23 protein-coding genes and 2 pseudogenes are annotated in these 24301 nt (G+C 74.6%); 13 read left to right on the top strand and 12 right to left on the bottom strand.

The annotated features are described in order from the left end of the window. Positions 1 to 100: 100 nt before the first annotated feature. The gene (locus ACFY7H_RS11595) at positions 101 to 511 is read left to right on the top strand and encodes an RNA-binding S4 domain-containing protein (RefSeq protein WP_388936637.1); all 411 of its coding nucleotides are present in this window, start codon (positions 101 to 103) and stop codon (positions 509 to 511) included. A 69-nt stretch (positions 512 to 580) separates the two neighbouring features. On the opposite strand, the gene ACFY7H_RS11590 is transcribed toward ACFY7H_RS11595, so the two are convergent. The 5 genes from ACFY7H_RS11590 to ACFY7H_RS11570 all read right to left on the bottom strand — a co-directional run bounded on the left by ACFY7H_RS11590 (position 581) and on the right by ACFY7H_RS11570 (position 4094). Then, the gene (locus ACFY7H_RS11590; protein ID WP_388936635.1) at positions 581 to 988 is read right to left on the bottom strand and encodes a PTS-dependent dihydroxyacetone kinase phosphotransferase subunit DhaM; all 408 of its coding nucleotides are present in this window, start codon (positions 986 to 988) and stop codon (positions 581 to 583) included. Next, positions 985 to 1593, bottom strand: a complete 609-nt coding sequence (gene dhaL / locus ACFY7H_RS11585; protein WP_388936632.1) for a dihydroxyacetone kinase subunit DhaL — start codon at positions 1591 to 1593, stop codon at positions 985 to 987. The genes ACFY7H_RS11590 and dhaL overlap by 4 nt, the downstream gene beginning before the upstream one ends. Positions 1594 to 1633: 40 nt before the next feature. Next, entirely contained in the window at positions 1634 to 2641 is a 1008-nt protein-coding gene (gene dhaK / locus ACFY7H_RS11580; RefSeq protein ID WP_388936630.1) for a dihydroxyacetone kinase subunit DhaK, read from the bottom strand. 300 nt (positions 2642 to 2941) lie between these two features. Continuing rightward, on the bottom strand, positions 2942 to 3505 hold the full coding sequence (locus ACFY7H_RS11575; RefSeq protein ID WP_388936627.1) for a dihydrofolate reductase family protein: 564 nt from the start codon (positions 3503 to 3505) through the stop codon (positions 2942 to 2944). A 124-nt stretch (positions 3506 to 3629) separates the two neighbouring features. Then, the gene (locus tag ACFY7H_RS11570) at positions 3630 to 4094 is read right to left on the bottom strand and encodes a MarR family winged helix-turn-helix transcriptional regulator (protein ID WP_388936624.1); all 465 of its coding nucleotides are present in this window, start codon (positions 4092 to 4094) and stop codon (positions 3630 to 3632) included. Positions 4095 to 4205: 111 nt separating this feature from the next. Here ACFY7H_RS11570 and ACFY7H_RS11565 point away from each other — a divergent pair, with 111 nt between their 5' ends. Both ACFY7H_RS11565 and ACFY7H_RS11560 read left to right on the top strand, forming a co-directional pair. Next, complete coding sequence (locus ACFY7H_RS11565) at positions 4206 to 4763, top strand: DoxX family membrane protein (RefSeq protein WP_388936622.1); 558 nt, start codon at positions 4206 to 4208, stop codon at positions 4761 to 4763. A gap of 55 nt (positions 4764 to 4818) precedes the next feature. Then, on the top strand, positions 4819 to 6612 hold the full coding sequence (locus ACFY7H_RS11560) for a glycoside hydrolase family 15 protein (protein ID WP_388936620.1): 1794 nt from the start codon (positions 4819 to 4821) through the stop codon (positions 6610 to 6612). Between the two features lie 172 nt (positions 6613 to 6784). Here the strand turns inward: ACFY7H_RS11560 and ACFY7H_RS11555 are convergent, their stop codons facing one another. Next, on the bottom strand, positions 6785 to 8995 hold the full coding sequence (locus tag ACFY7H_RS11555) for a SpoIIE family protein phosphatase (protein WP_388937485.1): 2211 nt from the start codon (positions 8993 to 8995) through the stop codon (positions 6785 to 6787). Between the two features lie 46 nt (positions 8996 to 9041). After that, positions 9042 to 10385 (bottom strand): annotated as a pseudogene (locus ACFY7H_RS11550) (MFS transporter); the annotation flags it as partial. Here ACFY7H_RS11550 and ACFY7H_RS11545 point away from each other — a divergent pair. Both ACFY7H_RS11545 and ACFY7H_RS11540 read left to right on the top strand, forming a co-directional pair. Further along, positions 10325 to 10663: pseudogene (locus ACFY7H_RS11545) on the top strand (LysR substrate-binding domain-containing protein); the annotation flags it as partial. The pseudogenes ACFY7H_RS11550 and ACFY7H_RS11545 sit on opposite strands and share 61 nt — an antisense overlap. A gap of 102 nt (positions 10664 to 10765) precedes the next feature. Beyond that, entirely contained in the window at positions 10766 to 11482 is a 717-nt protein-coding gene (locus ACFY7H_RS11540; protein WP_388936617.1) for a class I SAM-dependent methyltransferase, read from the top strand. Positions 11483 to 11598: 116 nt separating this feature from the next. On the opposite strand, the gene ACFY7H_RS11535 is transcribed toward ACFY7H_RS11540, so the two are convergent. Then, positions 11599 to 12510 carry an alpha/beta hydrolase fold domain-containing protein gene (locus ACFY7H_RS11535; RefSeq protein ID WP_388936615.1) on the bottom strand — a complete coding sequence of 304 codons (912 nt, stop codon included), beginning with the start codon at positions 12508 to 12510 and terminating at the stop codon, positions 11599 to 11601. Between the two features lie 227 nt (positions 12511 to 12737). Between ACFY7H_RS11535 and tdh the strand changes: the two genes are divergently transcribed. The 4 genes from tdh to cpt all read left to right on the top strand — a co-directional run bounded on the left by tdh (position 12738) and on the right by cpt (position 16771). Further along, positions 12738 to 13766: an L-threonine 3-dehydrogenase gene (gene tdh / locus ACFY7H_RS11530; RefSeq protein ID WP_388936612.1), complete on the top strand. Its 1029-nt coding sequence runs from the start codon at positions 12738 to 12740 to the stop codon at positions 13764 to 13766. Between the two features lie 283 nt (positions 13767 to 14049). Next, positions 14050 to 15258 carry a glycine C-acetyltransferase gene (locus tag ACFY7H_RS11525; RefSeq protein WP_388936610.1) on the top strand — a complete coding sequence of 403 codons (1209 nt, stop codon included), beginning with the start codon at positions 14050 to 14052 and terminating at the stop codon, positions 15256 to 15258. Between the two features lie 12 nt (positions 15259 to 15270). After that, entirely contained in the window at positions 15271 to 16185 is a 915-nt protein-coding gene (locus tag ACFY7H_RS11520) for a LysR substrate-binding domain-containing protein (protein WP_388936607.1), read from the top strand. Positions 16186 to 16204: 19 nt separating this feature from the next. Continuing rightward, entirely contained in the window at positions 16205 to 16771 is a 567-nt protein-coding gene (gene cpt / locus ACFY7H_RS11515; protein WP_388936604.1) for a chloramphenicol phosphotransferase CPT, read from the top strand. A gap of 142 nt (positions 16772 to 16913) precedes the next feature. On the opposite strand, the gene ACFY7H_RS11510 is transcribed toward cpt, so the two are convergent. Beyond that, positions 16914 to 17789 (bottom strand): LysR family transcriptional regulator, encoded by an 876-nt coding sequence (locus ACFY7H_RS11510; protein ID WP_388936602.1) that lies wholly within the window; start codon positions 17787 to 17789, stop codon positions 16914 to 16916. A gap of 70 nt (positions 17790 to 17859) precedes the next feature. On the opposite strand from ACFY7H_RS11510, the gene ACFY7H_RS11505 reads away from it, so the two are divergent. Then, positions 17860 to 18228: a nuclear transport factor 2 family protein gene (locus ACFY7H_RS11505; RefSeq protein WP_388936599.1), complete on the top strand. Its 369-nt coding sequence runs from the start codon at positions 17860 to 17862 to the stop codon at positions 18226 to 18228. A 29-nt stretch (positions 18229 to 18257) separates the two neighbouring features. On the opposite strand, the gene ACFY7H_RS11500 is transcribed toward ACFY7H_RS11505, so the two are convergent. After that, on the bottom strand, positions 18258 to 19046 hold the full coding sequence (locus tag ACFY7H_RS11500) for a DeoR/GlpR family DNA-binding transcription regulator (RefSeq protein ID WP_388936596.1): 789 nt from the start codon (positions 19044 to 19046) through the stop codon (positions 18258 to 18260). A gap of 206 nt (positions 19047 to 19252) precedes the next feature. On the opposite strand from ACFY7H_RS11500, the gene ACFY7H_RS11495 reads away from it, so the two are divergent. Further along, on the top strand, positions 19253 to 20155 hold the full coding sequence (locus ACFY7H_RS11495; protein WP_388936594.1) for an SIS domain-containing protein: 903 nt from the start codon (positions 19253 to 19255) through the stop codon (positions 20153 to 20155). Further along, a complete protein-coding gene (locus tag ACFY7H_RS11490; RefSeq protein WP_388936592.1) occupies positions 20152 to 20994 on the top strand; it encodes a class II fructose-bisphosphate aldolase in 843 nt (280 codons plus the stop codon). Before ACFY7H_RS11495 ends, ACFY7H_RS11490 begins: the two co-directional genes overlap by 4 nt. 86 nt (positions 20995 to 21080) lie before the next feature. On the opposite strand, the gene ACFY7H_RS11485 is transcribed toward ACFY7H_RS11490, so the two are convergent. Further along, the gene (locus ACFY7H_RS11485) at positions 21081 to 21581 is read right to left on the bottom strand and encodes a hypothetical protein (RefSeq protein ID WP_388936590.1); all 501 of its coding nucleotides are present in this window, start codon (positions 21579 to 21581) and stop codon (positions 21081 to 21083) included. Between the two features lie 128 nt (positions 21582 to 21709). Here ACFY7H_RS11485 and ACFY7H_RS11480 point away from each other — a divergent pair, with 128 nt between their 5' ends. Next, the gene (locus tag ACFY7H_RS11480) at positions 21710 to 22900 is read left to right on the top strand and encodes an acyl-CoA dehydrogenase family protein (RefSeq protein ID WP_388936587.1); all 1191 of its coding nucleotides are present in this window, start codon (positions 21710 to 21712) and stop codon (positions 22898 to 22900) included. A 67-nt stretch (positions 22901 to 22967) separates the two neighbouring features. Here the strand turns inward: ACFY7H_RS11480 and ACFY7H_RS11475 are convergent, their stop codons facing one another. Further along, a complete protein-coding gene (locus tag ACFY7H_RS11475; RefSeq protein WP_388936583.1) occupies positions 22968 to 24299 on the bottom strand; it encodes a phosphatase PAP2 family protein in 1332 nt (443 codons plus the stop codon). Positions 24300 to 24301: the final 2 nt, after the last annotated feature.

The raw sequence follows: 24301 nt of genomic DNA, 5'->3' as shown, positions 1-24301 counted from the left end.
TGGTATCCGCTGAAACCGTTCGGCTCCCGGGCCGCCGGATCGCTAGAGTCGGGACACGGCGGACGTGGCAGGCACGGCCGACGCAGGGACGGAGGCTCCGTTGACCGGTACGAGGACCACGGACGCGGGGGCGGCCCCGCTGGAGACGGGAACCGCGCGGGTGGACGCCTGGATCTGGTCGGTGCGGCTCACCAAGACCCGCTCCGTCGCGGCGACCGCCTGCCGGGCGGGCCACGTGAAGGTCAACGGCGAGCGGGCGAAGCCGGCGCAGCAGGTCCGGGCGGGCGACGAGGTCCGGCTCTTCCACGCGGGCCGGGAGAGGATCGTCGTGGTCCGGCGCCCCGTGACGAAACGGGTCGGCCCCCCGGTCGCCGCCGAGTGCTACGTGGACAACAGCCCGCCGCCGCCGACCCCGGTGGAGGCGGCGGTGGTCGGCATCCGCGACCGCGGCACGGGCCGCCCCACGAAGCGGGACCGCCGGGAGATCGAAAGCCTCCGCGGCCGCCCGTAGCCCGCGGCCGGCTGCCGGCTCCCCGGGCGCGCCCCGGGGAGCCGGGGTGCGCCCCTCCGGCCGGGGGGTTCAGGCCTTGCGGTACGCGTAGGCTTCTTCGGCCGCGGCCGCCACCGCCTCCAGGGCGGCGCCCGCCGAGGCGGCCACCAGGGCCGCCACCGCGCCCTCCAGGAACGGGGCGTCCACCAGACGGGACCCCGGCGGCAGCTCCCCGTCCTCCAGGAGCGCCTTCACCGTCAGCACCGAGCTGCCCAGGTCCGCGAGGAGCGCGACCCCGGCCCCCCGGTCCACCGCCGCCGCGGCCCGCGCGATGCGCTCCGCGCTCGTGCCCAGCCCGCCGTCGGAGGTGCCGCCCGCCGGGGCCACCGGAGCCAGTGCCCCGCCCGCCGCGAGGCCCCGTGCCAGCTCCGCCACCGACTCCGCGACCCCGGCGCTGTGCGACACCAGCACGATCCCGACCAGCTCCCCGGCGCTCACGCGGCCCCCTCCGCCGCGTCGGCCAGCGCGCCCAGCAGCAGGGCGGCCGAGGTGGCTCCCGGATCCTGGTGCCCGACGCTGCGCTCCCCGAGGTAGCTGGCGCGGCCCTTGCGGGCCAGTATCGGAACGGTCGCCCGGGCCCCGCCCTCCGCCGCTTCCCCGGCGGCACGGTACGACGTACCCAACGCCGCGACCCCAGGGAGCAGAGCGTCCAGCATCGTCTTGTCGCCCGGCGCCGCCCCGCCCAGCCGGGCCACGGCGTCCACTCCGGCGTCCAGGGCGCCGCGCAGCTCCTCGTCGGTGACTTCGGCGGCCTCCCCGAGCTCCTTGCCCGTGCGCCGCAGCAGCGTCCCGTACAGGGGTCCCGACGCGCCGCCGACCGTGGAGATCAGGGTGCGTCCGGCCAGCTGGAGCAGTGCCCCGGGCGCGGCCGCCGGGTCGGCCCCGGCCAGCGCCGCCCGTACGGCCGTGAAACCCCGCAGCAGGTTCGCCCCGTGGTCGGCGTCCCCGATCGGGGAGTCGAGCTCGGTCAGCCGGTCCGCCTCCCGCTCCACCGCCGTCGCGGCGGTCTCCATCCAGCGCCGGAAGAACTCCGCGTCACGCATCCCGTCTCCTCCACCGTCGTCCCGTACGTGCGCCACGCGCTCAGCAGCCCCAGCGCAGGGCGGCCGTCCGCACCGGCGCGTCCCACAGGCGCAGCGTCTCGTCGTCCGCCCGGCACACGGTCACCGAACAGCCTGCCATGTCCAGGGAAGTGACGTAGTTTCCGACGAGGGCCCGCGCCACCGGCACGCCCCGCGCCGTCAGCACCGCCGCCACCTCCGCGTGGAACCCGTACAGCTCCAGCAGCGGGGTCGCGCCCATCCCGTTGACCAGGAGCAGTACCGGTCCGCCCGCCGTGGGGCCCGTCTCCGCGAGATCGTCCAGAACGGCCCCCACGGCCACCTCCGCGATCTCCCGCGAGGTCATCGTCGCGCGCCGCTCCCGGCCGGGTTCACCGTGGATCCCCACACCCAACTCCAGCTCCCCGTCCGGCAGGTCGAAGGTCGGGCTGCCCTTCGCGGGGGTGGTGCAGGCGCTGAGCGCCACCCCGAAACTGCGGGACGAGTCGTTGACCCGCCGGGCGAGGGCGGCGACCGCCTCCAGAGGCGCGCCCTCCTCGGCGGCCGCCCCCGCGATCTTCTCCACGAAGAGGGTGGCGCCCGTGCCGCGCCGCCCGGCCGTGTACAGGCTGTCGGTCACGGCGACGTCGTCGTTGACGAGCACGCGCTCCACCCGCATGCCGTCCTCCTCCGCCAGTTCGGCGGCCATCCGGAAGTTCAGCACGTCCCCGGTGTAGTTCTTGACGATGAACAGCACCCCCTGACCGGCCTCGACGGCGCTCGCCGCGTACAGCATCTGGTCGGGAACGGGCGAGGTGAAAACGGCGCCGGCGCAGGCCGCCGAGAGCATCCCGGGACCGACGAAGCCGGCGTGCAGGGGTTCGTGCCCGGACCCGCCCCCGGACACCAGCCCGACCCGTCCGCCGGCCCGCGCGTCGCGCCGTACGACGACCTGGCGCTGCACGTCGACGTCGAGTTCGGGGTGCGCGGCGGCCATTCCGCGCAGCGCGTCGGAGACCACGGTGTCGGCGGAGTTGATGAGCATCTTCACGGAAACCTCCCGGTGTGGTGGAGTCCTGTCCTGTGACCCGCTGCCGACGGTAGGCCAGAGCACCCTGCGGGATCTCGGAAACCGCGCCGCGGTGCCGGGCGGGCGGCCTTCGACGACGGGCATGGCGTGAACCGGTCGGCCGCCGTCGGCGGACTGATCTACCGCGCGCGTGACAGATTGGAAGCAGTGCGCGGTAGTCCGACCGGCCACTGCGAGGGCATCCGAGGCGGCACCTTCGGAACGGGCGTCAGCGCGCGATCCCCCGTGGAGCCGGCGGCGGTCGCGTCGTGTGACGGGCGCTCAGCGCCTCGTCTCGTACCTGGTCAGGATCACGCCGCAGGGCAGCGTCCGCGTCTCCACCAGGTTCAGGTTCACCCAGCTGTCCAGCGCGGTGAAGAACGGCGTGCCGCCGCCCACCAGGACCGGCGCGGTGGCCAGCACGTACTCGTCGATCAGCCCGGCCCGCATGGCCGCCCCGGCGAGCGTCGCGCCGCCGATGTCCATCGGGCCGCCGTCCTCGGCCTTGAGCCGGGTGATCTCGGCGACCGCGTCGCCGGTGACCAGGCGGGTGTTCCAGTCGACCTCGTCGATCGTCGAGGAGAACACCACCTTCGGCATGTCCCGCCAGCGGCGCGCGAACTCGGTCTCCGCCGGGGTGGCGGTGGGCTGCCGGTCGCCGGTCGGCCAGTAGGAACTCATCGTCTGCCACAGCTTGCGCCCGTACAGCGTCAGGTCGGTCGCCCGCAACTGGTCGGACCAGAACCGGAACAGCTCGTCGCTCGGCGCGCTCCAGCCGATGTCGTCACCCGGGGCGGCGATGTAGCCGTCCAGGCTCAGGTTCATGCCGTAGATCAGTTTCCGCACGGCGCCAGCCTTCCACGAGCCGGCCGCGGGCTGACGGACCGGCGCGGCGCGGAAGGCTCATCGGTGCGTGATCCGAGCTCGCATGCGGGAGGGCGCTCCGCGCACCCCGGAGCCGGGCCGGGCGTCAGGCGCCCTGTTCGCGCAGGCGGCGGCTGACCTCTCCGAGCCCGTCGGCCAGGGCGTCCAGCTGCTCGGGGGTGAGGACGTCGACGAGGACCTCGCGCACGGTGGTGACATGGCCGGGGGCCGCCTCCTCCAGGCGGGCGCGGCCGGCGTCGGTGAGGACGGCGAAGATCCCGCGCACGTCGGAGGGGCAGCTGCGGCGGCGGACCAGGCCGGCCTTCTCCATCTGCCCGACCTGGTAGGTCAGGCCGCTCTTGGAGTTGATCAGCCCGTTCGCGAGCTCCGTCATGCGCAGCTCCTGGCCGGGTGCCGCCGCGAGCCGCACGAGGATCTCGTACTGGGGGTGGGAGAGCCCCGAGTCGTCCTTGAGCTGCTGGTCGAGACGCCGGTTCACCAGTGCCGAGGCGGCCAGGAAGCCCCTCCAGGCCCGCATCTCGCGTTCGTCCAGCCATCTCGTGTCAGCCATGGCGCCAGGGTACACGAGTTGTTCGAATTTGAATCAGTGGCTAGGCTCGGGTCCGCCGGTTCGAATTTGAACTAATTCCCCTCGGGCCGCGAACGACCGGAAGGACCCCCCATGACCAGCGCCTCCGCCACCCTGACGAAGACCCCGGCGGCCGCCCCCGCCGCGCCCGCGGCCGACACCTCCGCCCACGACGCCGGGCTGCTCCTGCTGCGCGTCGTGCTCGGCCTCGCCGTCGCCGCCCACGGAACCCAGAAGCTCTTCGGCTGGTTCGGCGGCGGCGGCATCGGCGGCACCGGCCGGTTCTTCACCGCCGTCGGCTACCCGGCGGGCGACGCCATGGCCGTCGTCGCCGGCCTGACCGAGACCCTCGGCGGTCTCGGACTCGCCCTCGGCCTGCTGACCCCCCTCGCCGGAGCGGCCGTCACCGGCACGATGATCAACGCCCTCGCCGTCCACGGCGCCGGCGCCTTCTTCGCCCCGAAGGGCATGGAGTACGAGCTCCTGCTCGCCGCCGCCGCGGCCGCCCTCACCCTCGCCGGCCCCGGCCGCCACGCCGTCGACCGCCTCCTGCCGGTGCCCGCGCTGCGCACCCACCGGCTGGCCCTCGGCGCCCGGGCGCTCGCCCTCGGCGTGGTCCTCGCCGTCGTCGCCGTGCTCATCCGTCACTGAAACACCCTTGCGGGCGGACTGATTGACCCCCCGCGTTTGCGGGAAAAGCGGATGAATGACACAACCCATCGAAGACTACGCACTCATCGGCGACCTGATGACCTGCGCACTGGTCGGCCGTGACGGGTCCATCGACTGGCTGTGCCTGCCCCACTTCGACTCCGCCGCCTGCTTCGCGGCCCTCCTCGGCGACAAGGAGAACGGCCACTGGCGCATCGCCCCGGCCGGCGCCGAGGAGGGCGAACGGTGCACGCGGCGGGCGTACATCGACGGCTCTCTGGTCCTCGAGTCCTACTGGGAGACCGACGAAGGCACCGTCAAGGTCGTCGACTTCATGCCGCAGCGCGACAGCGCGCCCGACGTCATGCGGATCGTCGAGGGGGTGTCCGGCCGGGTCACCGTCCGCAGCACCCTGCGGCTGCGCTTCGACTACGGCCACGTCGTGCCGTGGGTCCGGCGCAGCGAGGGCGACCGCGTCGCGATCGCCGGACCCGACTCGGCGTGGTTCCGCAGCGAGCCGCCCGTGCGGACCTGGGGCGAGGACCGCAGCACCCGCTCGGAATGCACCGTCGGCCCGGGGGAGAAGGTGGCCTTCGTGCTGACCTGGCACCCCTCGCACGAGCCGCGGCCCGAGACCGTCGACCCGTACGGGGCACTGGAGCACAGCCTGTCCGACTGGCGCGAGTGGGCCGCCCAGTGCCGCTACGAGGGGCCCTACCGGGAGGCCGTGACCCGCTCCCTGATCACCCTCAAGGCCCTCACGTTCGCCCCCACCGGCGGGATCGCCGCCGCCGCCACCACCTCACTGCCCGAGGAGATCGGCGGGGTCCGAAACTGGGACTACCGCTACTGCTGGCTGCGCGACGCCACCCTGACCCTGGGGGCCCTCCTGGCCACCGGTTTCCTCGACGAGGCCCGTGCCTGGCGGTCCTGGCTCCTGCGCGCCATCGCGGGCGACGCCGCCGACCTCCAGATCATGTACGGCATCTCCGGCGAGCGCCGCATCCCCGAGACCGAACTGCCCTGGCTGCGCGGCTACGAGGGCTCCGCGCCGGTCCGGGTCGGCAACGCCGCCGTGAACCAGCTCCAGCTGGACGTGTACGGAGAGGTCCTGGACGCCCTCCACCTGGCCCGCGCCTCCGGGCTGGCCTCGGAACGGCACGCCTGGAAGATCCAGCTGTACTTCCTCGACTTCCTGGAACGCAACTGGCGCCGGCCGGACGAGGGGCTGTGGGAGGTGCGCGGGCCGCGCCGCCACTTCACACACTCCAAGGTGATGGCCTGGGTCGCCGCCGACCGGGCCGTGCGGACCCTGGAGGGCGCCCCCCACCTGCCGGGCGACATCGAGCGCTGGCGGACCATGCGGGACGAGGTGCACCGCGACGTCTGCGAGAAGGGCTACGACCCCGAGCGGGGCACCTTCACCCAGTACTACGGTTCCCGCGAGCTGGACGCGGCCACACTGCTCATCCCCCGCGTCGGCTTCCTCCCGCCCGACGACCCCCGGGTGACCGGCACCATCGACGCGGTGTGGGCGGAACTGGGCAGCGGCGGCCTGGTCCGCCGCTACAGCACCGAAGGACTTCCGGTCGACGGCCTCCCGGGGGACGAGGGCGCCTTCCTGGCCTGCTCGTTCTGGATGGCCGACGCCCTGCACATGACCGGCCGGACCAAGGAGGCCCGCGAGCTCTTCGAGAGGCTGCTGGCGGTACGCAACGACGTGGGCCTGCTGGCCGAGGAGTACGACCCCCGCGCCGGCCGCCAGCTCGGCAACTTCCCGCAGGCGTTCAGCCACGTCGGCCTGGTGAACACCGCGATCACCCTGTCCGCCGGTGGATCCGCCGGCTGAACCCCGCCCGCGCCACCGGGGCCACCGGGGCCGCCGCGGATCGCGGCGGCCCCGGTGGCCGTACTCCGGGCGGGTGGGCCGGCCGCGCCTGTGGGTCTGGGCCGCATGCGCCCGCATCGTTCGGCGGGCTGAGCGGCGGGCGGGCCGATGCGCCCACCGCGGTGGGCCCCGCTCAGGCAGCTCCGGCGGGCGGCTCCGGCGCGGCGCCCGCACCTGGGAGCGGGGCCGGATCGCGGGAGGCGAGGAGGAGGGCGATGTCGTCCGGGCGGTCGGCGGTGCGGGCCGCCTCGGCGACCAGCCGGTCGGCCGTCTCCGTCAGCGGGGACGGCCGGGCCGTGGCCAGCGCCGCCCGCAGCCGCTCCACGCCGTCGTCGATGTCCGCGCCCGGCGTCTCCACCAGCCCGTCGGTGTACAGGGCAAGCACCGCGCCCGGCGCCAGTTCCAGCTCCGTCACCGGGTACCGCGCCCCGGGGTCGACGCCGAGCACCACCCCGCCCGCCAGGTCCAGCACCTCGGCCCGGCCGTCGGCGTGCCGCAGCAGCGGCTGCGGGTGCCCGGCACGGACGGCCAGGGCGTGGCCGGAGCCCGGGTCGAGCAGGACGTAGCAGCAGCTGGCGAACTGCCCCGGGTCCAGGTCCATCAGCAGCTGGTTGGTACCCCGCACCACCTGCTCCGGGTCATTGCCGCTGAGCGCGAAGGCCCGTACGGCGCTGCGCAGTTGGCCCATGGTGGCGGCGGCCGCCACCCCGTGGCCCTGGACGTCGCCGATGACCAGCGCCAGCCGGCCTTCGGCCGCCTCGATGACGTCGTACCAGTCGCCGCCGACCTCCATGCCGTCCGTCCCGGCCAGGTACCGGCCCACCGTGGTCACCTGGCCCCGCACCGGCAGCCGGTGCGGCAGCAGCGCCGCCTGGAGCCCCCGGGCCAGCGCCGCCTCGCTGTCGTAGCGCCGCGCCCGCTCCAGGGCCTGCGCGATCAGGCCCGCCAGCGCCGTGAGGACCGTACGTTCCTCCGGGCTGAAGCCGCGGCGCTGGTCGAAGCCCAGGATGCAGGAGCCGACCGGGCGGCCGGAGGCGATCAGCGGCAGGAAGGCCCGGGCCCCGATCTCGGCGTCCAGCGGGATCCCCGGATAGGCCTCCGCCAGGCGCTCCATCGACTCGAAGAACAGCGGCCGGCCCGAGGTCAGGGTCTCCACGCCGGGGAGCCGTTCGTGGAGCGAGACCCCGTCGAACCGGTTCAGGAACCCCTTGGGGAAACCGGTCTCCCAGGCGAGGTACAGGTGCCGTTCGTCGAGCACGTAGATCGCCAGCTGCCGGCCGCCGAACGCGGGCAGCAGCTCCTCGGTGACCACGGCCGACACCTGGCGCGCGGTGACCGCCTCGGTCAGCGCGATGGCCAGGGCCACCGGCCGGTAGAGGGAGGAGGCCCGGTCCGCCGGCGAACCGAGCCCGGCGCCGGGGCGGGTCACCGACCCGGGGGCGTAGGCGGGAGGGTCGGCGGCCTCCAGGGTGACCGTCACCCCCGACGGCCCCGGATACAGGCCCACGGACAGCCACTCCGCGTCCGGCCCGGGGGCAGGGCCGGTGCCGGTGCCGGCGCCAGGACCGGAGGTGCCGGTGCCGGGACGGGCGTCGCCGTCCGGCGGAGGGCCCCGCCGGGCCGTGAAGCGCACGGGCTCGCCCGAGATGAAAACCCCCCGCACGTGGTCCTCGTAGGCGGGGTGGCCGAGCCAGGGCAGCGCCTCCCACAGCAGGCGTCCCCGCAGCCGGGGCGCGTCCCGCCCGAGCAGCTCCCCGGCGGCGGTGTTGGCGAAGGCGATGCCGCCCTGCCGGTCCACGGACAGGACCGCCGTCTCCAGCCGGTCCAGGGCCTCCCGCGCCTCGTCCGCGGCGGCGGGTACGGGTACGCACAGCGGGTCGCCGTCCCAGCGGACCGCTTCCCCGGCGGCGTCCAGCGCGGCCAGTTCCTTCGCCAGCCCGGCGGCGGCCTCCCGCAGCCGCTCCCGGGCGCCGGCCCCCGGCTCCTCGCCGGGCGTCGCGGGCCGCAGCACCAGCAGCACCCCGAACCGCTCCCCACCGGCGGTGACCGGCTCGTAGAACGACCCGAACGGGAACGGCAGCCCGGCCATCAGCTGCGGGAAGCGCCGCATCGCGGCCTCCGCGTCCGGCAGGTGCACGGACTGCCCGGTGCGGTACGCCTCGGCGACCGGGTACGGCCGGTTCACCTGCATCCGCCACCAGGGCCGGAACAACCGCACGGGCAGCCCGGTGACCACGGCCATCCGCAGCAGCCCGTCCGTGTCCGAGCGCAGGTAGACACTGCCCGCGTACCCGCCGACGGCCCGCATCCCGCCGGCCGCCGCCCGTGCGAGCGCCCGGCCCATGGCGACGGAGGAGGGGCCGCCGCCGTCCGCTCTCGCCGTCACACAGTCAGGATGCGCCCTCGCCCCCGGCGGCTGCACCCGCGCGGCCCGGGCGCCCCCTGTCCGCGCCCCGGTATCCCCGTACCACCACCGCCGCGGCGACGACCAGTCCGGCGGCCACCGTCCGCAGCCCCACCCCCATGGCGTCGGTGAAGGCGGCCGCCTGCGCGGGATCCGCCGGGTCCCCGTGGAACCGCGAGGCCAGCACCGTCCCGACCACCGCCACGCCCAGCGCCGCGCCGATCTCCCGCGCGGCGGTGTTCAGCCCCGAGCCCAGCCCCGCCTGGTGCGCCGGCAGCTCCGAGACCACCGTCAGCGTCAGCGGGGGCGCGCACAGCCCGGTACCCACCGACAGCACCAGCAGGTAGCCCGCGTACGCGGCGTACGGGGTGCCCGCGCCGGCGGTCGACACCAGCAGCAGCCCGCCCGCGATCAGCAGCATCCCCGCCCCCACCGGCAGCCGAGGCCCCGTCCGCTCCGCGAGCCGCGCGCCGAACCGGGGCACCACCGCCATGCCGACGGTGAGCGGGACGATCGCCAGCCCTGCCAGGGCCGGCGAGAAGCCCTTGGCGTACTGGAGGTACTGGGCGTTGACGAAGAACAGGGCGAAGAGCCCGAAGAAGGCGGCGCCGATGCCCAGCGTCCCCGCGCGCAGCCCGCGCGAGGCGAAGACCCGCGGGTCCAGCAGGGGGCGGGCGGAGCGCAGCGCGTGCGCGGCGAAGGCGGCCAGCAGTATCGCCCCGCCCCCGAAGGAGCCCAGCACGCGGGCCGAGGACCAGCCGTACGAGGGGCCCTCGATGATGCCGTGGACCACCGCGAACAGCGCCCCCGCCAGGAGCAGGGCGCCGAGCGGGTCGACGGCCGCGTCCGCGCGCGAAGGGGTACGCGGCACCGTGCGGGCCACGGCGAGGGCGAGCAGCGCGCCCAGCGGGACGACGGCCCAGAACAGGGCCCGCCAGGTCAGGAACTCCCCGGCCAGACCGCCCGCCACGTTGCCCGCCAGGCCCCCGAGGCCGGCGGACAGCGTCCAGGTGGCGAGTACCCGCCCGCGCCGCTCGGGCGGGCTCAGCTGGACCAGTACGGACATGGTGGCGGGCATGATCAGCGCCGCTCCGGCCCCGCACAGCCCGCGTCCGGCGACCAGCGTGGCCGGGGCGGCGGCGAGCGCGCTGAGGGCACCGCCCGCAGCGAACAGGCCGAGGCCGGCCAGCAGGGCGCCCTTGCGGCCGTGGCGGTCGCCGAGCGCCCCGGCCGGGATCAGCAGCGCTGCGAAGACGATCACGTACGCGTCGACCGCCCACAGCAGCTGGGGAGCACCTGACCGTCTCGCGGCGCGGCAGGCTGGAGGGACCGGTGGACGCCGCCCTGGCCGAACGGGGGCTGTCCCGTCGGGTGGTGGGCGGCGTCGGCTCCTTCCCGGCCTCCCTCTTCGTGCTGCGGGACACCGACCTGATCGGCCTGATCGCCTCCCGCAGCGTCCCCCAGGCCGAGGCCCTCGGCCTCGTCACCTTCGAAGTCCCCCTGGAGCTCCCGCCGCTGCCCGTGGGGCTCGCCTGGCACCCCCGCCACGACGCCGACCCGGCGCACGTCTGGCTGCGCGCCTGCGCCCGCGAGCTGCTGCCCGGCTGACGGGGCGCTTCCGGGGCGGCGATGCGCCGAACGCCTCCCCCGAAGGGGGGACGCGACACCGCGCACGCCGTCAGCGGCGCCCCCTCCGGGGAGGCATCCGGCATGCGACCCCCGTACGACGACACGCACCCGGCACCCCGCGCCGCCTTCACGGCGGCCGACGCCTTCACCCTCCGCACCGCCCTCGACGCCCTCGGCGGGGTCCGCGACCTCGACACCCTCGACGTGGCCTGCGGGCACGGCGGCACCGCCGCCCTGCTGGCGAGCGGCGGCGCCCGGCGCACGGTCGGCGTGGACAGCTGCCCGGACCGGGTCCGCCGGGCCCGGGCGTCCGCACCCCCCTCCGCCGCCGTCGAGTACGTGGTCGCGGACGCCGCCGACATGCCGCAGCTCGGCCCCTTCGACCTCGCCACCGCCGTCTACCTGTTCAGCCACGCCCCCGACCGGGCCGCCCTGCACGCCATGTTCCGCGGCATCCGGGCCAATCTGCGCCCCGGCGGACGGCTGCTGACGCTCGTGCGCAACCCCGGCGCGTACCCGCGCGTGGACTGGTCCCCTTACGGGATGCGCATCCTCGACCGGGTGCCGGACGGGGACGCCCCACTGCTTAAGGCCCAGTTCCTGACGGAACCCCCGCAGCACTTCGAGTACCGCGAATGGGCGCACGCCGACTTCGCCGAAGCCGCCGTCGACGCGGGCTTCAGCACCGTCGGCTGGCAGCCCTCCCGCACCCCGCCCGCCGACGCCGCGCGCGACGAGGCGTACTGGACGGCGTACCGCGCCTGGCCGGTCAGCTCGCTCATGACGTGCACCGCCTGACCACCCGCGGCGCGCACCGCCCGGCCGCGGGCGGCGTCCCGGGCGGTGCGGCTCCGGTTGGTCCGGGTCCTGTCGTCACAGCGGCGCGGGCCAGGCGGGACTTTGACGACAGGGCCTCAGCCGCCGTCCGCGGTCTCCCCGATCAGCTCGACGATCCTGTCCCGGGCCGCCCGCCCCTCCGGGACCGGCAGCAGCGGGTACCCGTGCGGCAGGCCCGGCTCCTCGTGCCACTCCACCCGGACCCCGGCCGCCCCGGCCCGCCGCCGCAGCTCGTGGCTGTCGGTGGCCAGCACGTCCCGGGTGCTCGTGAACACCGTCAGAGGCGCCAGCCCTTCGAAGGAGCCGTACAGCGGGCTCACCCGGGGGTCGTCCACAGCGAGGGTCCCCGCGTACAGCCGTCCCGCCTCGGCCAGACCGGCCCTCGCCAGCACCGGATCGGCCGCCTCCACCGTCTCCTGGCCGGGGTGGCTCATGCTCAGGTCCAGCCAGGGCGAGATCAGCACGATCCGCGACGGCTGCGCACCGGTGCGCTCCCGAAGCCGCTGCGCGGCGGCCAGCGCCAGCCCGGCCCCGGCACAGTCCCCGATCAGCACCGTCCCGCCCGCGCCGCCGCTCTCGATCAGGCCGCTCAGCAGATCGGCGGCCACGGGGACGTTCCGGTCGGCGGTCCCGCGCGGGGCGAGCACGTACGCCGGTACGACCACCCGGGCGCGGGCCCGCGTCACCAGGCTCCGGATCAGCGACCAGTGCGGCCCGACCAGCTCACCGATGTACGCGCCGCCGTGCACGTACAGCACCTGGGCCACGGGCTCCTCCCCGCGCGGCGAGGCGTCGTACACCGGCCAGGCCCCGACGAAGGTCCGCGACAGTTCCGCCACCCGTCCCAGCGAGCGCGGGGGCAGATGCGAAGCGGGCCTGCGGGCCGCCTGTGCCACGGCCGCCCGCACCGCCTCGGCGGTCGTGAACCGTTTGCGCCGCCGCATCGCGACCAGTGCGGCCGAAAGCGCCCTGCTGCGCAGACTCGGCACGCCCCTCACCTCCCCTTTTCCCCGGTGAGGGACCATAGCGCGGCTTCCGCCCCCCGGTCCCCTCCCCGTCACGGGAGGAGCATAGGCGTGAAGCTGCGCTGTCGACCCGCTTAAGAAAGTCTCGATGGACTGATCACCGAGCCGATCGGCAGATTGGTCCCCGTCACTCACGCCCCCCGCGCACCAGCGGGAGCGGCGCTCCCTTCCGCATGCCTGGAGCCACCGCCATGAAGGCACTCGTCAAGCACAAGGCCGAGCCCGGGCTGTGGCTCATGGACGTCCCCGAGCCCGAGTACGGCCCCGGCGACGTGCTGATCAAGGTGCTGCGCACCGGCATCTGCGGAACCGACCTGCACATCCGTGCCTGGGACGGCTGGGCGCAGGGCGCGGTGAAGACCCCGCTGGTCCTCGGCCACGAGTTCGTCGGCGAGGTCGCGGCGGTCGGCGCGGACGTCCGCGACATCGAGACCGGCGCCCTGGTCAGCGGCGAGGGCCACCTGGTGTGCGGCAAGTGCCGCAACTGCCTGGCCGGCCGCCGCCACCTGTGCCGCTCCACGATCGGGCTCGGCGTCGGACGCGACGGGGCCTTCGCGGAGTACGTGGTGCTGCCCGCGCAGAACGTGTGGGTGCACCGGACCGCCGTGGACCTCGACGTGGCGGCCATCTTCGACCCCTTCGGCAACGCGGTGCACACCGCGCTGTCCTTCCCGCTGGTCGGCGAGGACGTGCTGATCACCGGCGCGGGCCCGATCGGCATCATGGCGGCCGCCGTGGCCCGGCACGCCGGCGCGCGCAACGTGGTCATCACCGACGTCAGCCCCGAGCGCCTGGACATCGCGCGCAAGGCGGGCGCCACGCTCGCGGTGAACGTCGCCGAGTCCTCCATCGCCGAGGCGCAGACCCGGCTGGGGCTGCGCGAGGGCTTCGACGTCGGCCTGGAGATGTCCGGCCGCGCCGAGGCGATGCGCGACATGATCGACAACATGACGCACGGGGGCAAGATCGCGATGCTCGGCCTCCCGGCCCAGGAGTTCCCGGTGGACTGGGCGAAGGTCGTCACCTCGATGATCACCATCAAGGGGATCTACGGCCGCGAGATGTTCGAGACCTGGTACGCGATGACCGTCCTGCTGGAGGGCGGGCTCGACCTGTCCCCGGTCATCACCGGCCGCTACTCGCACCGCGACTTCCAGGCCGCCTTCGACGAGGCCGCGACCGCCCGCAGCGGCAAGATCATCCTGGACTGGACGGTCTAGGGCGACACGGCCCTGGTCCACGGCGGTGGCTCCGACCGGGCCCCCGACCGGGCCCCCGACCGGGCCGGCGCCCGGCCGCCGCCGCAGGACCGGTGCTCCGGGCCAGGGCCCACGAGCGGCACCCCGGCCGCACGGGCGACCGCCGCAGCCGGGACCACCGCGACCACCGCACGAGACCACTCCCTCCGGGCCGGGCCCCGCCAACCCTCCCCCCCTCCGCGGGGCCCGGCCCCCTCCTCCCCGTCCGCCGGACGGCGATCCGCACAAGGAGAATCCGAAGCCCATGTTCGAGTCCGTACGCGAAGACCTCCGCACCACCCTCGACGAGATCCGCGCCGCGGGCCTGCACAAGCCCGAGCGCGTCATCGGCACCCCGCAGAACGCCGCCGTCGCCGTCACCGCGGGCGGCGCCCCCGGCGAGGTGCTGAACTTCTGCGCCAACAACTACCTCGGGCTGGCCGACCACCCCGACGTGGTCGCCGCCGCGAAGGACGCACTCGACCGCTGGGGCTACGGCATGGCCTCCGTCCGCTTCATCTGCGGCACCCAGGAGGTGCACAAGGAGCTGGAGGCCCGCCTGTCGGCCTTCCTCGGCCAGGAGGACACGATCCTCTACTCCTCCTGCTTCGACGCCAACGGCGGCGTCTTCGAGACCCTGCTCGGCGCCGAGGACGCGGTGATCTCCGACGCCCTCAACCACGCCTCCATCATCGACGGCATCCGGCTGTCCAAGGCCCGCCGCTTCCGCTACGCCAACCGCGACATGGCCGAGCTGGAGGCGCGCCTGAAGGAGGCCACCGAGGGCGGCGCCCGCCGCAAGCTCATCGTCACCGACGGCGTCTTCTCCATGGACGGCTACGTCGCCCCGCTGACCGAGATCTGCGACCTCGCCGACCGCTACGACGCCATGGTCATGGTCGACGACTCGCACGCCGTCGGCTTCGTCGGCCCCGGCGGCCGCGGCACCCCGGAGCTGCACGGGGTGATGGACCGCGTCGACATCATCACCGGCACCCTCGGCAAGGCCCTCGGCGGCGCTTCCGGCGGCTACGTCGCCGCACGCGCCGAGATCGTCGAACTGCTGCGCCAGCGCTCGCGCCCGTACCTCTTCTCCAACTCCCTCGCCCCGGTGATCGCCGCCGCCTCCCTGAAGGTCCTCGACCTGCTGGAGTCCGCCGACGACCTGCGCGAGCGGCTCACGGCCAACACGAAGCTGTTCCGCACGAAGATGACCGAGGCCGGCTTCGAGATCCTGCCCGGCGACCACGCCATCGCCCCCGTCATGATCGGCGACGCCGCCGAGGCGGGCCGGATGGCGGAGCTCCTGCTGGAGCGCGGCGTGTACGTGATCGGATTCTCCTACCCGGTCGTTCCCCTCGGCGCGGCCCGTATCCGCGTCCAGCTCTCGGCCGCCCATTCGACGGCCGACGTGGAGCGCGCGGTGGCCGCCTTCGTGGACGCCCGCGCGACGCTTTCCGCTGCTCAGGGCTGACATCATGGGGGTGTGATCGACCCCCGCCGGCTGCGCATCCTGCGGGCCGTGGCGGACCACCGTACGGTGACCGCCGCGGCCGCAGCCCTGTACCTCACCCCCTCCGCCGTCTCCCAGCAGCTCGCCGCGCTGGAGCAGGAGACCGGCCACGCGCTGCTGACCCGCAGCGGCCGGGGCGTACGGCTCACGGCGGCCGGGGAGATCCTGCTGGGCCACGCGCACGAGGTGCTGGCCCAGCTGGAGCGCGCCGAGGCGGAACTCGCCGCCTACGCGGGCGGTACCGCCGGCGAGGTCACGGTGGCGGCCTTCGCCACCGGCATCGCCGAGGTACTGGCCCCCGCCATCGCCCGCCTCGCCCTGGAGCACCCGGGCATCCGGCTCCGGGTCCGCGACGCGGAGGGCGACCAGAGCCTGCCGCTGCTGCTCGCCGGGGAAGCCGACCTGGCGCTGGCGGTGGAGTACCGGGGCGCGCCGGGCGCCGACGACGGCCGGCTGTCGGTGCTGCCGCTGTACGCGGAACCCTTCGACGCGGTGCTGCCGGCCGGGCATCCGCTCGCCGCTCTGCCCGCCGTGGCGCTGGCGGACCTCTCCGACGCGGACTGGGTCGGCCAGTACCCGGGGAACCCGTGCCACGACGTGACCCTGCTGGCGTGCGAACTGGCGGGGTTCCAGCCGCGCTTCGTGCACTCGTCGGACGACTTCCGGGCGGTGACCGCCCTGGTCGGAGCGGGCGCGGGGGTGGCGCTGGTGCCGCGTTCGGCGCTGCGCGGCATGGACCTGCGGGAGGTCCGCGTACGCCCCGTCGAGGGCCCGGCCGCCACCCGCCGGGTCTTCGCCGCCACCCGTCGCGGGGCCGAGACCCACCCGCTGATCGCCCCGGTCCTGGCGGCCCTGACCCACGAGGCCCAGCGGGTCCCGGCGCACTGAGTGGCCGTACGGTGGGTCCATGACGACTCAGATGATCATTCTCAACGGCACGTCCAGCTCCGGGAAGTCGGGGATCGTACGCTGCCTCCAGGCCGAACTGCCAGACCAGTGGCTGGCGTTCGGCTGCGATTCCTTCGTCGACGCCCTGCCCGCGAGGATGCGGGACGCGGACGGGGGGATCGTCTTCGGCGAGGACGGCGCGGTGAGCGTCGGGGCGGACTTCCGGGCGCTGGAGGAGGCCTGGACGGAGGGCATCGCGACGATGGCGCGGGCCGGCGCCAGGATCGTCGTGGACGACGTCTTCCTCGGCGGAGCGCAGTCACAGGAGCGCTGGCGGCGGGCCCTGGGCGGGCTGGACGTCCTGTGGGTCGCGGTCAGGTGCGACCCCGAGGTCGCCGCGGGCCGGGAGACCGCACGCGGCGACCGCACCCCGGGCATGGCGGCGTCCCAGGCGGCCGTGGTCCACGAGGGGGTCTCCTACGACCTGGAGGTCGACACCACGCACACCGAGTCCCTCACCTGCGCCCGCACCATCGCCGCCCACCTCGCCCGGCCCGCGATGCCCTGGGTCCTGTCGTCGAAGTAGCGCCGGTCAGGTCCGCGGCGGCCGGTGCCGTGCATCGCGAGGCGGAGGGGCGCCCGAGTACTGGACGTACTCGGGCGCCCCGACAACGCGGCGAGGTGCGGTGCCGGCCGCCGCGGGCCGGGCGGGGCTTTGACGACAGGGCCTAAGCGGCTCGCAGTGCGGCGAGGAGTCCGGCGCGCAGCAGTCGTACGGACGGGGAGTGCTGGTCGCGGCCGGCGATGAGGCCGAGCCGGGCGTGTGTGGCGGCGTCGGCGAGGGGGACGGCCCGGAGGCCGGAGCCCTGGGCGGAGGAGGTGCTGAGGACGGCGACGCCCGCGCCGCGTTCGGCGAGGCGGAGCAGGGTGAGCGGGGAGCTGGCCTCGATGTCCACGCGCGGGTCCAGGCCGAGCCGGCGGCAGGAGTCCTCGTAGGCGGCACGGATGCCGGTGCCCCGGGAGAGGCAGAGGACCTTCTCGCCCCGCAGGCCGGCCAGTCGGGGTTCCGCCCGGTCGAGGGGGTGCCCGGCCGGCACGCATGCGGCGATCGGCTCGTCGATGACGACGTGCGACTCCAGGCCGGGGGAGACCTCGCCCGCGTAGGCGATCAGGGCGAGGTCGAGGGCGCCGGAGAGGACCTGGGACTGGAGGTCGTCGGAGTGGCCCTCGTGCAGGCTGAGTTCGATGCCTGGGTGGGTGCGGCCGAGGTCCGCGACGGTGTCCAGGAAGGGCGGGATCGAGCAGCCCATGATCATGCCGAGCCGGACGCGGCCGCGCACGGCGTCGGCGAACTCGGCCGCGGTGTGCTGGATGGCGTCGAGGGTGGCGAGGGCGTTCTTCGCGAGGGGGAGCACGGCCTCGCCCGCGGGGGTGAGGCGGACCCGGCGTCCGGAGCGGTCGAGCAGGGGCTGTCCCAACTCGCGCTCCAGTTTCGCCACTTGGGTGCTGATGCCGGATTGGCTGACGTGCAGGCGATGGGCGGCGCCGGTGAACGTGCCCTCGTCCACCACGGCGGCGAAGTAGCGCAGCTGATGCATCTCCATATCCCGGGATGATAGATCCCATCATCATCATCTGTTGGACTGATGCCGCGGTGCTCGGGAGGATGGGGGCATGACGACAACGAAGAGCGCACGACAGCTTGCCGAGGCCTACTTCACCGCCTGGGAGGCGGGCGATTTCGAGACCGTGCGGGGGCTGGTGGCCGAGGACGTCGACTTCGTCGGGCCGCTGGGGACGGCCTCGGGGGTGGAGGAGGCGCTGGCCGGGCTGAAGGGGATCGGCCAGGTGCTGGAGAAGATCGACGTGAAGGCGCGGGTGGCGGAAGGCGATGAGGTGATCACCTGGTTCGAGCTGCACACCACCGTGGCGCCGCCGGCGCCGACGGCGAACTGGATGCACGTGGAGGACGGCAGGATCGCGCGGATCCGGGTCGCCTTCGACCCGCGCGCGATGCTGGCGGGGTTCGAGGGGCGGGGCTGAGCGGAGGGGGCGGTACGCCCGGCGCGGCGTCAGACGCGTACGACCTCCACGCCCGCCTCCCGGAAGGGCCGGGCGGCGGCGTCCGTCAGGGCGGTGTCCGTCACCAGGACGTCCACGGCGGAGGTGGCGCAGATCCGGGCGAAGGCGCGGACGCCCAGCTTCGTGGAGTCCGCCGCCACGACCAGGCGGCGGGCCCGTTCGCACAGCAGGGCGTTGACCGCGGCCTCGTCCTCGTGGCGGGTGGCCGCGCCGTCGGCCGCGTCGAAGGCGTCGACGCCGACCACGGCCGTGTCGACGGTCAGCTGACCGAGCGTCTGCTGGGCCAGTGGTCCGGTCAGTTCGTACGACTGCGGGCGGGCCACCCCGCCCGTCAGGACGATCTTGAACTGGGGTCGGACCGTCAGCTCGCCCGCGATGTTGAGCGCGTTGGTGACCACGGTGAGCGCGGGGGAGCCGCCGACGGGCGCGGCGAGGTCGGCGCGGGCCGCCAAGGCGCGGGCGACCTCCGTCGTCGTGGTGCCGCCCGTCAGCCCGATCACCTCGCCCGGCGCGATCAGGGCCGCTACCGCCTCGCTGATCCGGCGCTTCTCGGCGGCCCGGCGCGAGGTGCGGTACCGCAGGGGGAGTTCGTAGGAGACCCCGTGCGGCACCGCCCCGCCGCGCGTGCGGACGAGCAGCTGCTGCTCCGCGAGCTGATCGAGGTCCCGGCGGATGGTCGCCGCCGACACGCCGAGCGCCTCGGCGGCCGGTTCCACCTCCAGCCCGTGGCGTTCCACCAACAGGTCCAGCAGTCTCCGCCAGCGTTCCTCGCGGGTCATGGCGCCCCTCCCGTGTCGTCCCCCGGGCCTCCGCCGGCCCGCCGTCGAGATTAACCCAGCGGATCACCGGGGGAGATGCTTGAAGTTGCGCGAAACGGCCCGATACCTTGCAGGAACACGCAACACAGCCAGGACACGCAGGAGCACGCAGGGAAGTCCGGCCGGTCCGCGTTCCGGCCGACGCATCCGACCCGCAAGGAGCCCGCATGAGTCACGTCGCGTACGAGCTGGCCACGCAGCCCGACAGCTGGGAACGGGCCGCCGAACTGGCCCCGGCCCACCGGGCGGTGCTGCCCGGGCCCGGCGAGCGCACCGCGGTCGTCGGCTGCGGGACCTCGTACTACATGGCCCAGGCCGCCGCCGCCCTGCGCGAGGAGGCCGGGCACGGGGAGACCGACGCCTTCCCGGCCTCGGAGTTCCCCCGCCACCGCCGCTACGACCGGGTCGTCGCCCTCACCCGGTCGGGGACCACCACCGAGGTGCTGGACCTCCTCGCCGGGCTGCGGGAGTCCGGGACCCCGACCACCGCCGTCATCGGGGACCCGGACACCCCGGTCGTGACCCTCGCGGACGACCTCGTCGTACTGGACTTCGCCGACGAACGGTCCGTCGTCCAGACCCGCTTCGCCACCACCGCCCTCACCCTGCTGCGCGCCCACGTCGGCGCCCACACCCCCGCCGTGATCGCCGACGCGCGCACCGCCCTGGAACTGCCCCTGCCCAACGGCCTCGAAGCGCGCGGCCAGTTCACCTTCCTCGGACGCGGCTGGAGCGTGGGCCTGGCCCACGAGGCCGCCCTGAAGATGCGCGAGGCATCGCTGTCGTGGGCCGAGGCCTATCCCGCGATGGAATACCGGCACGGGCCCGTCAGCGTCACCGGCCCCGGCTCCGTCACCTGGTCACTGGGCGACACCCCCGAGGGGATCGCCGAGCAGGTCCTGGGCACCGGCGCGCAATGGGTGGACGGGGAACTCGACCCGCTCGCCGAGCTGGTGCGGGCACAGCGCCTCGCCGTCGCCGTCGCCGCGCACCGGGGGCTCGACCCCGACGCCCCGCGCAACCTCACCCGCTCGGTGATCCTCACCGCGGGCGAGGAGGCGGTCCGATGAGCCTCGCCGCCGCAGGGGCCCTCGTCGCCGGGGCGGCAGCGGCCGGCGGCGCCGTCGCCGCCTTCAACATCATCACCCTGGAACACGCCGAAGCCGTGGTCGAGGGCGCCGAACGGACCGGCCTGCCCGTCATCCTGCAGCTCAGCGAGAACGCCGTGAAGTTCCGCGGCGGAGCCCTGCTGCCCATCGCCCGGGCCGCCGCCGCCTGCGCGGAGGCCGCCCGGGTGCCCGTCGGCCTCCACCTCGACCACGTCAAGAGCCCCGACCTGCTGCGGCGGGCCGCGGACGCCGGCTTCGGGTCCGTGATGTACGACGCCGCGCACCTGCCTTACGCCGAGAACCTGGAGTCGACCCGGTCCGCCGCCGACTGGGCCCACGCCAACGGGCTGTGGATCGAGGCGGAGCTCGGCGAGGTCGGCGGCAAGAACGGGGCCGCGCCGCTCGATCCGCACGCGCCGGGGGCCCGTACCGACCCGGACGAGGCCCGGCGGTTCGTCGCCGACTCCGGGGTCGACGCCCTGGCCGTGGCCATCGGCAGCAGCCACGCCATGACCAGCCGCACCGCCTCCCTCGACCACGCCCTGCTGGCGCGGCTCGCCAAGACCCTTGACGTGCCGTTGGTGCTGCACGGCTCCTCCGGCCTGCCCGACGCGGAACTCGCGGCCGCCGTCGCCGGCGGGATCCGCAAGGTCAACATCGGCACCGCCCTCAACCTGGCCATGACCGAGGCCATCCGCACCCACCTCACCCCGGCCGACCCCCGCCCGTACCTCACCGCCGCCCGCACGGCGATGGCGGCGACGGCCGAGGCGATGATCGGGGCGCTGGGCCGGCCCTGACACCGCCGCCGGAGCCGCGCAGCCGCGCGGGAGCCGCGTGTCCGCGCGGGGGAGCGGTGCGTCCGCGCGGGGCGCGGGCCTCGTCGTCAGCCGTCGAGCGCCGCCAGCAGCGCCCGCGCGAACCCGCCCAGCGCCTCCGGCTCGGCCACGGGTATCCCGCCCAGTTCCGCGAAGCACCAGCCGAAGGGATTGGCGTACCGGGGCGAGCCGTTCGGGTCCGTGCCGGCCCGGTCCCGGTCCAGGTCGAAGGTGGCCTCCAGCGCCAGGTAGAGCTCGGGGCCGTAGCCGACCGTCGCCCGCACCTCGGTGTAGCCGTCGTCGTAGAGCCGGAAGTCGGGCTCCCCGCCGTCGGTCTCCAGGACGTCCAGGATCCCCAGCGCGAGGTCGCGTACGTCCTGCTCCCGCGCGGTGCCGGCCAGCAGGGGCACCTGGGCGACCGGTGTGCCCACTTCGAAGATCCACGTTCCGTCGGCGATCCGCCGCCGGAGCCGCAGGGGAACCGGGGTGTCTCCCGTGTGGTGGTGGGTGAGCCCCGGGCACTCCACCACGATCTCGCTGCCGGCCACGACCGTCTCCGCGTCTCTCATGGGGCGTGACCCTACCGGCGCGTGTGGACGCGGGGCCCGCCCCGGCCCTTCCCAATTCCTGTAACGGGTTCTACTCTGACCGCCGCCACCGCAGCGACCGGCGCGACCGCGAGACTCCCGGAGGGGCCGTGCACCTCGAATACACGCCTGAGCAGCAGCAGTTGCGCACCGAGCTGCGCGCCTACTTCGCCGAGTTCGTGCCGGAGGACGTCCACGCCCGCTACGAGGACCCCGCGGCGCAGAAGCGCTTCTACCGGGAGACCATCCGCCGCCTCGGCGCGGACGGCTGGCTCGGCGTCGGCTGGCCGAAGGAGTACGGCGGCCGAGGGATGTCGGCCATGGAGCAGTTCATCTTCTTCGACGAGGCCGCGCAGGCCGTCGTCCCGCTGCCGCTGATGGCCCTGAACACGGTCGGCCCGACCCTCATGCGCTTCGGCACCGACGAGCAGAAGGCGTACTTCCTCCCCCGGATCCTCTCGGGGGAGATCGACTTCGCCATCGGCTACAGCGAGCCCGACGCCGGCACCGACCTGGCGGCCCTCAAGTGCAAGGCCGTCCGCGAGGGCGACGAGGAGAGCGGGACCTACGTGGTCAACGGCCAGAAGATCTGGACCACCAACGGCGACACCGCCGACTGGGTCTGGCTCGCCGTCCGCACCGATCCGGACGCCCCCGCGCACAAGGGCATCACCATGCTGCTCGTGCCGACCTCCGACCCCGGCTACTCCTGCACCCTGATCAACACCCTCGCCTCGCACGACACGACCGCCAGCTACTACGAGGACATCCGCGTGCCCGCGAGCCGCCGCGTCGGGCAGGAGAACAAGGGCTGGCGCCTGATCACCAACCAGCTCAACCACGAGCGGGTCACCCTCGCCGCCCACGGCACCATGGCCGTCCGAGCCCTGCACGACGTCCAGCGCTGGGCCGCCGCGACGAAGCTCGCCGACGGGCGCCGCGTGATCGACCTGTGCTGGGTGCGCGGCCGTCTCGCCCGCACACACGCCCGTCTCGACGCGATGAAGCTGCTCAACTGGCAGATGGTGGGCGCCGTCGAGTCGGGAACCCTCACCCCGCAGGACGCCTCCGCGGTCAAGGTGTACGGCTCGGAGGCGCGCAGGGACGCGTACGCCTGGCTCATGGAGGTCGTCGGCGCGGCGGGCTCCCTCAAGGACGGCTCCGCGGGCGCGGTCCTGCACGGCGAACTGGAACGGGGCTACCGCAGCGCCGTGATCTTCACCTTCGGCGGCGGCAACAACGAGATCCAGCGCGAGATCATCTCCTGGATCGGCCTGGGCATGCCGAGGGTCCGCCGCTGACCGCCCGCGCGCACCGCCCCGGCCGGGGGCGGTCCCCCGGCCGGGGCGGTGCGGCGGTGCGGGCGGGTCAGACCAGTTCGGGCTGGGGTTCGTGCGAGCGGGGGGCCGGCAGGGGCGCCGCCGCGGGCCGGCGGTCCCAGAGCCGGGTGGTCCGTACGTAGCCGTAGACGACCGCACCCGACGCCAGGAGCACCAGCGGACCGAACACCCACGGATGCCCGGCCATCTCCGTCGACAGGTAGCGGTACGACACCAGCAGCGCGGTGAAGACCGCGGTGCCGGAGCCGACCAGCAGGGTCGCCCGCCGGTCCCAGCCGCGGGCGAGTGCCCGCAGCGCCGCCTCGATCGTGAGGGTGAAGACCACGCCCGAGACGATGTCCGCTCCGTAGTGGTAGCCGAAGCCCAGCGTCGCGCCGAGCGTGGCGATCAGCCAGAAGGTGCCGAGGAACCGCAGGGCCCACGGACCCTTGCGGGAGTGGATGAAGATCGCGGTGGCCCACGCCGTGTGCAGGCTGGGCATGCAGTTGCGCGGGGTGATCTCGTCGAAGAGCATCGGCCTCGGGGTCCCGAGGCTGGGCGCCGTGTGCGGCCACAGGTTGGCCACCGCCCACTGGCCGCCGTCGGCGCCGTAGGCGAGGATCGGCCCGACCACCGGGAAGACCATGTAGATGCCCGGCCCGAGCAGGCCGACCACCAGGAACGTGCGCACCAGGTGGTGGGCCGGGAAGCGGCGCTGCACCGCCACGTGGCGCAGCTGGTACAGGGCGACCAGGACCGCGCCGACCGCGAGCTGGATGTAGACCCAGTCGAGCACGTGGTGGCCGACCGAGCCGGTGGCCTCCACGATCCGGCCGGCCACCCACGACGGGTTGCCGAGCGCGTGATCGGCGGCCGCCACGTACTGGTCCAGCACCATCGGGCGGGTCTTCGAGGTGATCAGCAGCCAGGCGTAGCCGGTCTTCCGGCCGGTGACCAGCAGCAGCGCCAGTCCGGCGCCCTTCAGCAGCAGGGCGCGCTCGGGGCCGGTGCGGCGCGTGACGGCGAAGACGGCACAGCCCAGGGTCACCCACAGGGCGCCGCTGCCGGCCATGTTCTCGGCGCCGAGCGCCCACCGTACGAGCCAGAGGACCAGGTCGATGCCGACCGCGGCGCCGAGCGCGATGAACCGCTGCCGCCAGGTGAGCACGACCATCATCAAGGCCATGCTCGCGTACAGCACGGTCCCCGACCTCGGGGCGAAGACCACTTCTCGCGCCTGGTCGGTGATCGGACCCGCCACGCCGTAATGGCGCGAGGCTATTTCCAGGGCGACGAGGAATCCGAGGCCCGTCACGCTCACCGCGGCCCACAGAACGACCCGTGGCCGACGCCAAGCCCCGGACTCGATTCCGCCGCCCATGC

The sequence above is a fragment of the Streptomyces sp. NPDC012794 genome, from assembly GCF_042901085.1.
In the GTDB taxonomy this organism is placed as follows: domain Bacteria; phylum Actinomycetota; class Actinomycetes; order Streptomycetales; family Streptomycetaceae; genus Streptomyces.
Note: the sequence above shows the minus strand (reverse complement) of the source record. Positions and strands in the feature narration are given on the sequence as shown.

What these genes read in the sequence shown, in the direction of transcription:
- dhaL (WP_388936632.1), bottom strand. Translation starts at nt 1,593, where the DNA reads ATGCGTGACGCGGAGTTCTTCCGGCGCTGGATGGAGACCGCCGCGACG.
- ACFY7H_RS11570 (WP_388936624.1), bottom strand. Translation starts at nt 4,094, where the DNA reads ATGGCTGACACGAGATGGCTGGACGAACGCGAGATGCGGGCCTGGAGG.
- ACFY7H_RS11565 (WP_388936622.1), top strand. Translation starts at nt 4,206, where the DNA reads ATGACCAGCGCCTCCGCCACCCTGACGAAGACCCCGGCGGCCGCCCCC.
- ACFY7H_RS11560 (WP_388936620.1), top strand. Translation starts at nt 4,819, where the DNA reads ATGACACAACCCATCGAAGACTACGCACTCATCGGCGACCTGATGACC.
- ACFY7H_RS11555 (WP_388937485.1), bottom strand. Translation starts at nt 8,995, where the DNA reads ATGGGCCGGGCGCTCGCACGGGCGGCGGCCGGCGGGATGCGGGCCGTC.
- ACFY7H_RS11540 (WP_388936617.1), top strand. Translation starts at nt 10,766, where the DNA reads ATGCGACCCCCGTACGACGACACGCACCCGGCACCCCGCGCCGCCTTC.
- tdh (WP_388936612.1), top strand. Translation starts at nt 12,738, where the DNA reads ATGAAGGCACTCGTCAAGCACAAGGCCGAGCCCGGGCTGTGGCTCATG.
- ACFY7H_RS11525 (WP_388936610.1), top strand. Translation starts at nt 14,050, where the DNA reads ATGTTCGAGTCCGTACGCGAAGACCTCCGCACCACCCTCGACGAGATC.
- cpt (WP_388936604.1), top strand. Translation starts at nt 16,205, where the DNA reads ATGACGACTCAGATGATCATTCTCAACGGCACGTCCAGCTCCGGGAAG.
- ACFY7H_RS11510 (WP_388936602.1), bottom strand. Translation starts at nt 17,789, where the DNA reads ATGGAGATGCATCAGCTGCGCTACTTCGCCGCCGTGGTGGACGAGGGC.
- ACFY7H_RS11505 (WP_388936599.1), top strand. Translation starts at nt 17,860, where the DNA reads ATGACGACAACGAAGAGCGCACGACAGCTTGCCGAGGCCTACTTCACC.
- ACFY7H_RS11500 (WP_388936596.1), bottom strand. Translation starts at nt 19,046, where the DNA reads ATGACCCGCGAGGAACGCTGGCGGAGACTGCTGGACCTGTTGGTGGAA.
- ACFY7H_RS11495 (WP_388936594.1), top strand. Translation starts at nt 19,253, where the DNA reads ATGAGTCACGTCGCGTACGAGCTGGCCACGCAGCCCGACAGCTGGGAA.
- ACFY7H_RS11490 (WP_388936592.1), top strand. Translation starts at nt 20,152, where the DNA reads ATGAGCCTCGCCGCCGCAGGGGCCCTCGTCGCCGGGGCGGCAGCGGCC.
- ACFY7H_RS11485 (WP_388936590.1), bottom strand. Translation starts at nt 21,581, where the DNA reads ATGAGAGACGCGGAGACGGTCGTGGCCGGCAGCGAGATCGTGGTGGAG.
- ACFY7H_RS11475 (WP_388936583.1), bottom strand. Translation starts at nt 24,299, where the DNA reads ATGGGCGGCGGAATCGAGTCCGGGGCTTGGCGTCGGCCACGGGTCGTT.